Source organism: Hominimerdicola alba (assembly GCF_900109655.1).
Classification (GTDB): Bacteria; Bacillota; Clostridia; order Oscillospirales; family Ruminococcaceae; genus Hominimerdicola; species Hominimerdicola alba_B.
Map to the genome: position 1 here is coordinate 78,668 of NZ_FOAT01000011.1, position 12,240 is coordinate 90,907.

The following is a 12,240-nucleotide window of genomic DNA, read 5'->3' on the forward strand; positions in this document are numbered from 1 at the left end:
AAGCTTGACAGACGCAGTTAAAGAAATACGAAAACTAATAGCTTCTGCCGACGAGGATACCCTTGTGAGCCTTGCCAACAAAGGCACATATAAACGTGCCTGCAAGGACGCTGAGGGTGCCCCCGCTGACTTTACCGAGAACGATGACAGCATAGTTCTTGATTTCGGCGGCGAGACTGTAACCATTAAATCGCCTCTTGATAAGAGCACCTGCACTTGTCCGTCAAGAGCCGTTTGCAGACATATCGTGGGCGCTCTCGTGGTGATGAAAGGCGTGATCCCTGCCGATGAAGCCGCCGCTCCCGAACCCGAGCAGGAAACTCCTGCGGCTGAAAACACGGCAGAGGAAATTTCCGCCGAGAGCGCAGAAGTACCCGCTGACGAGCCTGTACCAACAGAACCCGAAACGGTTTATCTCTCTGAAAAGGACACAGCTAAAGTACGTGCCTGTTCTGAACTTTGCAGAGGACTTCTGGCAGATATCCTCGCCGACGGACTTGTGCGCACCCCCGCAGATATGCCCGCAAGGATCGAAGCCGCCGCCGTGAGATGCCACAGCGTAAAAGCCGCCGCGGCAGAAAAAATAATGCGTGAGATAGGCGGCAGGCTATCGGATTATACCGAGCGCCGCGCAGCTTTTGACCTGAGCAAATTCACCGAAAGGCTCATGAAATGCGATGAGCTTCTCCGTGAGCTTGAAGAAAAAAAGCTCACCGAAGATGACCTAGGCGAGTTCAAAAGAAAGTATTCCACCCTTGACGGCGAGCTTTCTCTCATGCCCGTAGGTGCCCGCGATGTGGATATCGGCGATTATGTGGGGGAGATATACTACTTCCTTGACGTAAATAAAACATCGGGCAGGAACTTCCTTACCGTGTCCGACCTAAGACCTGTTTTTTACGAGAACGAAAAAAAGCGCCGCCGAACTCCATCGGTCTGCCCATGGGATCTTGCTGTGCCCCTTAAATCGGTGATGAAGAACAGTCTGGTGCTTTATAACGCAAAGATAAGCGACGATAAACTATCAACTTCCGCTGAGACCAAGGTCATGAACAAGTCAAAGGTCAGCCTGAATTCCCCCGAGGTCTACGACCTTATCAAGGACGATTTCAGGGAGATAGCTGCTGCCCTTGACGAAGCGGGCGACATTGAAACAGACAGGATATTCTTTGTAAGACCCACCGCCTGCCTTAGTCAGCGCTATGATAAGTACGATCAGCAGTTCATAATGGAGATCGAGGACGTTAACGGCTGCCGAATAAATATCAAGGCGAAATTCCGCGCCGAGACCAAGTCTTTCATCGAGACCCTTGAAAAGATAGGCAAGCGTATGCTCAGCGATAAGGACACCTGCTTCACACTGCTTGCGGTGGCAGGTATCGAAGACGGAGAGCTCACTCTCTTCCCCATAGAGATATACGATTTCATCGTACCTTTTGAGTGCAGCGGCTATACTCTCCCCGAAAAATACGAGGGCGCAGCAGCCTATGCAGGCTACGCGGAAACTCTGCTGAACCTGTTTTCAAAACTCAGGGAAATGATGAGCGCTATCCTGCACTGCGGACTTCGTTCCGAGATACGCGATGAGGACAAGCTGGTAAAATATGCAAATAACTGCGGCATGAAAGGTCTTGCAGAACTGGCAGGAAAAGTGATAGAGGGCGCATCAGCATTCCGCCACAGCACAGGCGGTGATGCAAGAGAAATGCTGTTGAGCATGGAAAAGCTCTCAGCCTATATCAAAACAGGTGAACAGAGGCTGCAGACAATCAGCGCATTGTCGCGTATGCAGCCCGATGATATTCGTGAACTAGACCAATAAACGAAAGGAGATTTTAAAATGATCTACGGTGATGTTTCTGAAAGCATGGCAAAGCTTGCCTCTTACCTGAGTGAGAGGGGCATGATAAAAAGCAACGAGGATATATTCGTTAAGTATATGGATATGGATTCTCCCCGTGATGACAGCCTGCTTGAAAAAGTAAAGATGACATCCGCCTACGGAAAAAGTATAACATCATTTACCAATTACTCACTGGCAATAAAAAAATCGATACTCCGTCCCCATGACGCTGAACTGAAAAGCAGGTTTGTGTGCTTCCTCTGGGCGGCATTCGGCGCAAGCTGTGTGGCAAATATGATGGATGTTGTAAACAGCTATGAATCGGTCAAATACTACGATGTACTGCTTGAATGCCTTACACCCTGGGTCGGTGATGCAACTGCAAAGCTCTGGGCGACAGCAGGTGCTTCCATATTCGCCATACTAAGGGCGAATGAAAGCAAATTCGTGGCAGAAGGACGCACCGCTAACGAGATAGCCGCTATTGCCGACTTGGTATGCGAAACAAACGACTGGGTCGCAAGGGTAATGTATGCAATGGCTCTCGATAAAGCAGATGAGAAAGAGGATGCAGTACTCATAAAGAAAATAGTAAACTATGCGGCATCGCTGAATATCCCAAAGCCCGTCCGTAACTCCGAGGGCTGGGAGTATACCGTCCTGCTGGGTGAGTGTCTGCGCTTTTCTGACATGGGAAAGGCTAAATTCTCAGAGCGTTGTAAATATGAGGTGAAAAATCTCCCGGATTTCGCTCTGCGCCACTTCTGCCCTAAATTCCTCGATTCTCTGGATAAAGAACCTGCCGCTATCAAAGGCGGATACCTCAGATTTCTCGCCGAAAAGCATAGTGTGCCTGAACTGCGCTCTCATCTTGAATATATGCTTAAAGAGCATACCGATGTTTTCACCAATACCATGCTCCACGATGTTAGCGTAGGAGCTGCCAAAAATATGGCTGAAATGCTGAAAGCCAACGGTCTGTCCTGTCCCGATGTACTCAGTGCTGTTCGTGAAAAGGCTCTGACCATAGTAAGCAACACCCACCGCGATGATGCCACCGATATCATCGAGTATATCAAAGGTAACAAGCCCATCGAGGAAGTTCTGGATAAAATGATGGATGCTCCCACTTCAAGGGGCATGAGCGATACTTTTGACTATTTCCATGATGTTGGTGCAGACGATTTCTTCTGCCGTTTTTATGCAGCCGAAATGACTGTTAACGCAGGCTACAGCAAGTCGTGGTTCACCGAGAGGGCAACAGGTCTCGACTATGGCAGAAATGTAAGTGAAGGTTTTGACTGCCTTGTAAAGGCAGGTCTGCCCATGAATGCTATCCTCAGCTGTACAGGCGATTATATCGATAATATGTACTCCAAGAAATACGAAACTATCGCCAAAACCGCCGCCGAAGCCGCCAAGCACAAAGACCTCCTGCTCAAAACAGAGCTTTCAACGCTTTCTGCTATTGCCAGACAGATAGGCGTTCTGGCATATGGTTCAGAACCCGAGATGTTCAAGGATAAGCTGTTTGCTTCTGCTGATGACAGCAGCAAGGCAGTTAAGACAGCCCTCGCCAAGATACTTGGCAGTCAGCCCGCGTGGAAAGATGATATCATCGCACTTCTCTCAAACAAAAAAGCTTCCGCCCGTGAACTTGCTCTGGCATCTATTGAAAGACAGGGAAGTGCCGAATATAAGGAAGCTCTTGAAGCCGCATTTGAAAAGGAGAAATCCGCAAAGATAAAGGACAAGATAGCTGTACTTATAGGCGCAGCTGTATCGGGAGACACCGCAGGCGGCGCACCACTATCCGCGGTTGATACCGTTGAGGAACTGACCAAGGGCGGCAAGGCGAAGAAAGTCGCGTGGGCATTTGAGGGCTGTAATTACTCCGTACATAATGCTGACGGCAGTGAGGTGGAGCAGAAGTATCTTGAAGCTATGCTGCTCTGCTACGCTAATATGAGCGAACTTGGTGTCAGCGCCGCCGCAAATAATCTTGCTGAGAACCTAAACACCCGTGAACTCAACACCTTTGCCCAGAACGTTTTCGGCAAATGGGTAGACCTTGGCGCACAGGCAAAGACAAAGTGGGTGCTCTATTTCGCGGCTATCCATGGCGGTGAAGCCATGGTGGATATATTCATGCAGTACATCAAGCAGTGGGGCGAAAATTCAAGAGGCGCTATCGCTTCCGAGGCTGTACGCGCTATGGCACTCAGCGGAAGCACCACAGCTCTAATGAATGTTGACGGTATGTCACGCAAGTTCAAAAACAAGATGGTTCGCTCCGCAGCGGCAGACGCTCTCAGCAACGCAGCAATGGAACTTGGTCTTACCACCGAGGAACTTGCTGATAAGATAGTACCCGACCTGGGCTTTGATGAAAATATGTGCCGCGAGTTCGACTTCGGTCCCCGTCAGTTCAAGGTATACCTTGGCACAGGCAATACCCTTGAGATATTCTGCGGCGATAAACAGGTAAAGAATCTGCCCAAGCCCGGTGCAAATGACGATGCTGAAAAGGCAGCAAACGCAGCCGCAGATTTCAAGGAGATGAAAAAGCAGCTGAAAACCGTTGCCACTAACCAGAAAGCCCGCCTTGAAAGTGTACTGATGAACGACAGAAAATGGTCGATAGATGGCTGGAAAGCTCTGTTTGTAAAGAACGCAGTTATGCACGGTTTTGCAACAGGTCTTATCTGGGGACTTTACGATGCTGACGGCAAGCTGACCCAGTCATTCCGTTATACCGAAGAGGGTAGCTTCAATACAGTAGATGACGATGAGACAGAACTCCCCGAGAACGGTCAGATAGGTCTTGTACACCCGCTGGAACTCACCAAGGATGACATAGAAGCATGGAAAGAACAGCTCTCCGATTACGAGATCGAACAGCCTTTCCCACAGCTGGACAGAAAGATCTATACCATGACCGACGAGGAAAGAGAATCCACTGAGATACTCCGCTTTGAGGGCGTTGAACTCAATAGCCTGTCTCTTATCGGCAAACTTACCAAGATAGGCTGGTATAAGGGTTACGCCGAGGACGCAGGATTCTTCTACTACTTCTGGCGTGATGATATCAGCAGCCGCGAGAACCTGCCCGACGGTACCACCGTAAACAAGGGTGTCCATGCCGAGCTTGCTTTCTCAGGCGCAAGCATAGTCAACTACGATTTCGAGGGCGAAGATGTCACCATTGAAAAACTTGAACTCCACCGCCCCAATGCAGACCACTACCGTTCAACACCGATAAAAGTCGGCGAGGTTGGCGACAGATATTTCAGCGAGCTTATAATGCAGCTGACTGCCGTTTTAGGCACTAACGAAGAAGAATAATACTATCATAAGTCCGACAGCCTTTGTGAATGTTGTCGGACTTTTTGCATATTATTTACATAGAATTCACAAACGCAAACGTTTGCGTTGTTGACAAATCAACTTAAATGTGCTATACTTCACGATAGGTTGAGAAATCAACTTATTTGACTTTTGTACAGAAAGGGGCGATAGATTGGACAGGTCGCTGCTGGAAAATCTGGCGGGGCTGATGATACAGAAGGGTCATTATTTTGCCAGGATATATTCCTGTATCCCCGCATCAAAGGAACTGAATATGTCATCGGCGGTATGCTTAGGTATCATCAACGGTACCGAGGGCGGATGTTCTGCCACTGAGCTGAAAGAGATGTCCTGCTATGATAAAGCGCTTATCTCCAGAATGCTGACGGATATGCAGAATGACGGATATATAATCCGAAACCCCGAGGATAAGGACAAACAGCGCGGTATGCGCTATATCCCCAGCGAAAAGGGAAAAATACTCGGTGATATGCTTTCGGCGGAATTTCTGAAGATATCTTCGGAAGTTTCAAAGGATATCCCGAAGGAAGACCTTAAAACTTTCTATGAGGTCAGCTGTAAACTTATAAACAATCTCGACGAATATGCCGGAGAGCTAGAAAGTGTTAAATTAGAGAAGGGAAAGTAATGTATGTTAAGTTTGAATAACATCACCAAGGATTACGAGGTCGGTGACAGCAAGGTCAATGCCCTCCGCGGTGTCAGCATCGATTTCCGTGAGAACGAATTTGTTTCCATACTGGGACAGTCGGGCTGCGGCAAGACCACTTTGCTGAACATCATCGGCGGACTTGACAGGTATACCTCTGGTGACCTGAATATCAACGGCAAGTCAACCAAGGATTTCAAAGATGCCGACTGGGACAGCTACCGAAATCACTCCATAGGCTTCGTATTCCAGAGCTACAACCTGATACCCCACCAGACAGTGCTTGCAAACGTTGAGCTTGCACTGACTCTTTCGGGTGTATCCAAGGGCGAAAGAAGAAAACGTGCGGTGGAAGCCCTTGAACAGGTGGGTCTGGGCGACCAGCTGAACAAAAAGCCCAACCAGATGTCAGGCGGACAGATGCAGCGTGTGGCTATTGCGAGAGCACTTGTAAACGACCCCGATATCCTGCTTGCCGATGAACCCACAGGTGCACTGGATACCGAGACCAGCGTACAGATAATGGAGATACTCAAAAAGATCTCCAAGAACAAGCTGATAATCATGGTAACCCATAACCCTGAGCTTGCCGAGCAGTATTCATCGCGTATAATCAGGCTTCTTGACGGTAAGGTTACCGATGATACCGACCCGTTCAAAGCGAATATAAAGGCTGATAAAAAGTCTGCTTCCGAGAAAAAGGCAGAGCGCAAAAAGCTGAAAACTTCAATGAATTTCCTTACCGCACTCTCCCTCAGCCGCAATAACCTGATGACCAAAAAGGCGAGGACTCTGCTGACTTCCTTTGCGGGTTCCATAGGTATTATCGGTATCGCACTGATACTTTCAATATCCAACGGTGTGCAGATCTATATTGATCAGGTGCAGTCGGATACCCTGTCCACATTCCCGCTGACTATCGAAAAGACTACCACCAGTCTCAGCGAGATAATGGATACCATGGCTGAAGCCCGCGATGCTGAGCCCGACCACGATATGGATAAGGTATATTCACAGAATCAGATGGCACAGATGATAAATACTCTGATGCAGGAGACCAAGGTCAACGACCTTGAAAAGTTCAAGACTTTCCTTGACAGCAATGATGAGATAAAGAGCCTGACCACTGATATCAAGTACAGCTACGCTACCAAGCTGAATGTTTTCAAGGCTGATACTTCCGACGGCGTTTATCAGGTAAACCCCTCTCAGGTGCTTCTTGATATGGGCTACCTCAGCGATACCCAGATGATGGGAATGTCCATGAGCAGTTCAATGGGCATGGGCAGTATGGATGTATGGTCGGAGATGCTTGAAAATGACGACCTTATCAATGCCCAGTACGATGTAGTTGCAGGACGTATGCCCGAAAACTACCAAGAGGTAGTGCTGATAATCGACAAGCACAACGAGATAAACGATTATATCCTCTACTCTCTGGGTCTTCTCGACCCATCAGAGATAAACGGTATAGTACGCCGTGCAGTTATGGGCGAAGATGTAAAGCTCAAAAACGAGCAGCACAGCTATACCTATGATGAACTCCTTGACCTTGATTTCATGGTAGTTCCTTCCACTGATCTTTACCGCAAAAAGGACGGCATCTGGGAGGACATGAAAGAGGACGAAGCTTACATGACTGATGTTGTTAACAACGGTCTTAAAGTCAGCGTTGTTGGTATCATCCGACCCAATGAGGACGCTACTGCAACTTCTCTCAACGGCGGTATCGCTTATAAGCACGAGCTTATGGAGTATCTCGTTAACGAAGTTAAGAACAGCGAGATAGTTAAAGACCAGCAGGCTTCTCCCGATATAGATGTTTTCACAGGTCTTAAATTCAAGCCGGAAAATCCCGAGCCAGAGGACGAAAACACCAACGAGGAGAATCCCACCTCTGCTGAAACTGCTGACAGCACTCAGGTTGACAAGACCGACCTTATGGCTGGACTTACCGATGAACAGAAAGCGGCTCTGATGCAGGGTCAGAAGCCCGAGGGCATGAGCGATGAGGATTTCGCAGCGCTGATGTCTCAGATGCCTTCCGAAGTTCCTGCTTCTGCACAGCAGGCTCAGCTCACCGATGAACAGCTTGCCGCACTTATGGCAGGTCAGCTTCCCGAGGGTATGACCGAGGAAGAAGCTGCTGCGCTGATGGCTCAGGGCGGTACACAGCAGCAGATGTCCGACCTCACAAATATGGGCATGGATGCTATGTCGGGACTGGATATGAGCGCTTTGCAGAACGGCGGCAGCGGAAGTATCATGGGCGGTCTCACCGACCAGCAGAAAGAGTTCCTTGCAAGCCTGACAGATGAGCAGCTGGAAATGATGCAGAACATGATAACCGAGTCTGCAAAGGATAACGCAGAGGCTCTGGCAAACAGCGGAAAGTATTCAACTTCCACCTATGATGCCAATATGCTCACACTGGGTTATGCTACACTTGAAAGTCCCAGCGGTATCAATATCTACCCCAAGGATTTCGCCGCTAAGGAGCGCATAGTTGAGATAATCGACGAATACAACAAAGAAGCAGATGAATCATCAAAGATAGAGTACACCGACATCGTTGGCAAAATGATGTCCTCAGTGACATCCATCATCAATGCAATAAGCTATGTGCTGATAGCATTTGTAGCTATCTCACTGATAGTATCATCTATCATGATAGGCATAATTACTTACATCTCTGTTCTCGAAAGAACGAAGGAGATAGGCATACTGCGAAGCATAGGTGCTTCAAAGCGCGATATCTCCCGTGTATTCAATGCCGAGACTGTGATAGTCGGATTTGTAGCGGGCGTGCTTGGCGTAGGTCTTTCCTACCTGCTGACCATACCCATCAACATGATAATCGCACACCTTACCACCGTACCCATGAGGGCATCGATACCCGTTGCGGCAGCGGTCATACTGGTTGCGATAAGCATTGTTCTCACTCTGCTTGCAGGTCTGTTCCCGTCACGTATCGCGGCGAAGAAAGACCCTGTTATTGCACTCAGAACAGAATAAAAGCTATGGAGCTGTTCCTTGGCGGACAGCTCCTTTTTGCGTATAAAAATCCCGGGACGATATTGTATCGTTCCCGGGGAAATTTATGGCTTTTGATCGTCAGCTCAGATAATTCTGTACTGCCTTATTGTAGTTGTACAGCGCCCTGACTGTGCTGCAAAGCTGTGCATTTGAAGAATCTTTCTCGTAGTGGAGAAGAGTTTCATAAACATAAGTCATGGGGCTGAGTGTCACCTTGCCGCCGTCTGCGAGGGCAACGGTGAATTTGCTTTCAAGGTTGTCGGCTGTGATATCGGGTATCTCAACATAGTTCATTCCCGATGCTGTACCAGTAACATATGAAACGTTTCTGCCTTTGCTGTCTGTTACCTTGCATCCGCTGATATCGCCTTTGAAATACAGTCTGAGAGCCGTATTTGAACGAAGCAGCAAGGACTGTCCGTAGTATTTTGTGGACTTGCCTGCGGTCACGGAAGGAGCAAAGCTATTGATATCGCTGGCTGTGAGACCAGTCACCATCTTATCTGGTGTGATACCATCAAAGAAAGCTTTAGCATTATTGCCGTAAACCTTTACCGAATCGGCAAGGGCTGCAAGCTTTTTGTCACTGCTTTTGCTGAGAATGTTGAGGTAGTCCGTGGGGCTGTAAGCTATGCTCTCAACAAAGGGCTTGCCGTTCAGCAGAGAGAACTCAACATTATTGCCGCTGCCGTTACCGAAACTGATATTTACCTTTTCATCTATATCCTTGGCGGACATATAGAAAGTCGCCTTGTATCTGCCGTTCTCATCGGGGGTGATATCGCTTATAGCGATCCTGATTTCACCTGATTTTCCGCTGAAAGTGATATAGCCGTCATCAACAATATCATATTCGGGTTTGAAATAAACGTTCAGCCCAATCTGACTTCCAAGGGTAACGCTGAAGCCTTCTATAAATGTAGTGCTGACCTTGTATTCAGCCCTTATCTCAGAATTGCCCGAAACGGTAACGGTCAGCGTACCGTCGGAGTTCTGTTTGTATTCCGAGATATTGACCACGATCAATCTTGAAATACTGAACTCATCACGTGCCTTTACAGTGACCTTTGTGCCGCTGTAATACTTCCCGTTTACTGCGGGTCTGTCTGAACCAACTATCTCCAGCGCCTCGGAGATAGTCAGCGTGTACAGCGAAACTGTCTTAACATCGGTGTAAGTTTTGCCGTTAAACTGAGCAGTGGCAGTATAGATGAGGTCGCCGCTGCTGTTATAGGATGATACGACTTTTGCATTGACTGTCTGGGTATCGGTGCAGCTGATACACTTGAAACTTGCAGTGGCACTGCTCATATCATCTGACCATTTCCACGTTGCACCGGAATAGCTGTGCTCATGTACGGGCGGTACATATGGTTCATCGCCGAGATCGTACACAGCCGAGTATGTGGGAGTTCCCGAATCATTTGGTGAGGATTTGTATACCGCATAGACTGTGCCGTTATCGGTATAGCAGCCGTAAATGCTCTTGCCCGATGGCTTGCTTGGCTTTACAAGAACACCGCTTTCGGAAGTTGCAGGATCAAACCAGCAGATGGAATCGGGGGTGTTGTAATAAAGCTTGCTGCCGTGCTTGAAAAAACCTGTATAGACGCCTGTCCAGTAGCCCTGACTGCCTGCCGACCAGACCATATTATTAAGGTTTGAAACGGTGTTGCGTTCGATCTTTCCGCTGTTCTGACCGAGAACTATGTTCAGCTTTACAAGCTGTCTTGTCCAGTTGGAGGAATTTGAATATATAGCGTACAGATCGCCGTTCAGCTCGACTATTGCGGTATCCAAGTCTTTTATGCCCGAGTTGTCGAAGTATTTATCATCCGGATATATGGTACTATAATCATAGTGGGAGTTATCGCTTTGCAGGGCGGTATCGCTGAGTCCGAAATATGTGTGTGTGACCCTGCCGTTGACGTTGGGAGTTGGGTCGTCCCAGGTGATATCGATATTGAAATATCTGCCGGGGATAAGCTCGGCTTTCAGCCATTCATGGTTCATCGCATCGGAGAAAACTATCTCGGAACGTATACCGCACTGTGAAAGTAGGTATGCATAGACCTTTGAATAGAGGTCGCAGTAGCCGACTTTTTCTATCAATAAGCTGTAAGTTTCCTTGTCAGCCACATCGGGATACTCATAAGCTACATCGTTTACTATGGCATCATGGAGAACGATGGCTATTTCGAGGTTAGACATACTGTCATTCACCAGTGCAAGATACTTGTCAGCTTCATTGTAGAACTCTGCCAGCATACTCATGGCAGTATCTTTATCATACGAATACACAGGTCTGATCTTAGTGACATATGAACCGCTGGAATAATAGCTTGTGGATCTCCAGTAGAAAAGCTCGGGATAATTAGCCTGAACAGCCGATTGAAAATCGCTGATATCGTCCGAATTTGCCCTTAGTTTCAGTGCGCTGACATCTATAAAGTCAGTGCTGTAGGAAAGCGCAGCTTTGCCGACGAGTTCGATATAGTTCTCACGTTTTTCTGAGATGCTCTGGTCGTAATCTATCATTGATGGATCGGTCTGTGTTGCCGCCCACGCAGGGATAGAAGTAAAAATCATACAGACAGCTGCAGCGAGGGCAGCAATTTTATTGAGTGCCGGTTTTCTCATTAGTTATACCTCCTTAAAATATTGTTAATAGTATATAAAAATACCTAAATTACTAATTATATTATATCACAATTGTGCAAGAAAGTCAATGTGACAAATACAGATAAAATGGTTGTCAGATATGGTTAAATCCAACAATTCACGCGCTTTTTTCTGATAGTTTCCCATAATTTGTTTCTGCTTTTTGAACGATAATATTTGATTGTCAAGATGCTGCCCGCTGTACAGTACCGCACGCCGCCTCGTATGCCGTAGTCATAGTGGGCAGCTGCCTGCCTACGTGCGCACAGTGGGGAAAGATTTGAAAGTATCTGATGTGGGGAGCAGATACTTTTCACTATCAGTGTTTTTGGCGGAAAAGTTGTACGTTTTTGTACAACTCTTGCAGAAATATATCCGAGTTAAATTTAAAAACAGTTGTTTGCACAATGTGGCAGGTAAGAATTTAGAAGTTATGCTAAGATACATCGGTTGTTATTGGGGTAGGCGGTTATTTGCTTGTTTTCGTCTATCGTTTCTCGGGTCGAGCTGTCAAAGACGCTTCGCTGTTTGACAGCGGGCGCGGCAATATTTTACGCGAAAAGAACGAGCGTGGACTGTTCGATTGTCCACGCTCGGATTTTTGTTATTGCCGCGCCTATTTGGTCAGGAGATTGCTGTGCTATTTATTGCTTTGTTGCCACGTCGCTTTTGCTCCTTGAGT

General features: G+C 47.5%; 5 protein-coding genes. 4 read left to right on the top strand and 1 reads right to left on the bottom strand.

The annotated features are described in order from the left end of the window. The first annotated feature begins 4 nt into the window (after positions 1 to 4). The 4 genes from BMY75_RS12120 to BMY75_RS12135 all read left to right on the top strand — a co-directional run bounded on the left by BMY75_RS12120 (position 5) and on the right by BMY75_RS12135 (position 8,876). Positions 5 to 1,822 carry an SWIM zinc finger family protein gene (locus tag BMY75_RS12120; RefSeq protein WP_074834132.1) on the top strand — a complete coding sequence of 606 codons (1,818 nt, stop codon included), beginning with the start codon at positions 5 to 7 and terminating at the stop codon, positions 1,820 to 1,822. Between the two features lie 18 nt (positions 1,823 to 1,840). Continuing rightward, a complete protein-coding gene (locus BMY75_RS12125; RefSeq protein WP_074834133.1) occupies positions 1,841 to 5,188 on the top strand; it encodes a DUF4132 domain-containing protein in 3,348 nt (1,115 codons plus the stop codon). A 175-nt stretch (positions 5,189 to 5,363) separates the two neighbouring features. Continuing rightward, positions 5,364 to 5,840 carry a MarR family winged helix-turn-helix transcriptional regulator gene (locus tag BMY75_RS12130; protein WP_074834134.1) on the top strand — a complete coding sequence of 159 codons (477 nt, stop codon included), beginning with the start codon at positions 5,364 to 5,366 and terminating at the stop codon, positions 5,838 to 5,840. A gap of 3 nt (positions 5,841 to 5,843) precedes the next feature. Then, positions 5,844 to 8,876 carry an ABC transporter ATP-binding protein/permease gene (locus BMY75_RS12135; protein WP_074834135.1) on the top strand — a complete coding sequence of 1,011 codons (3,033 nt, stop codon included), beginning with the start codon at positions 5,844 to 5,846 and terminating at the stop codon, positions 8,874 to 8,876. Between the two features lie 99 nt (positions 8,877 to 8,975). On the opposite strand, the gene BMY75_RS12140 is transcribed toward BMY75_RS12135, so the two are convergent. Next, on the bottom strand, positions 8,976 to 11,537 hold the full coding sequence (locus BMY75_RS12140; RefSeq protein ID WP_074834136.1) for a transglutaminase domain-containing protein: 2,562 nt from the start codon (positions 11,535 to 11,537) through the stop codon (positions 8,976 to 8,978). Positions 11,538 to 12,240: the final 703 nt, after the last annotated feature.

Excerpts from the sequence above, each read along its gene's own strand:
- BMY75_RS12125 (WP_074834133.1), top strand. The coding sequence starts at position 1,841 with ATGATCTACGGTGATGTTTCTGAAAGCATGGCAAAGCTTGCCTCTTAC.
- BMY75_RS12135 (WP_074834135.1), top strand. The coding sequence starts at position 5,844 with ATGTTAAGTTTGAATAACATCACCAAGGATTACGAGGTCGGTGACAGC.
- BMY75_RS12140 (WP_074834136.1), bottom strand. The coding sequence starts at position 11,537 with ATGAGAAAACCGGCACTCAATAAAATTGCTGCCCTCGCTGCAGCTGTC.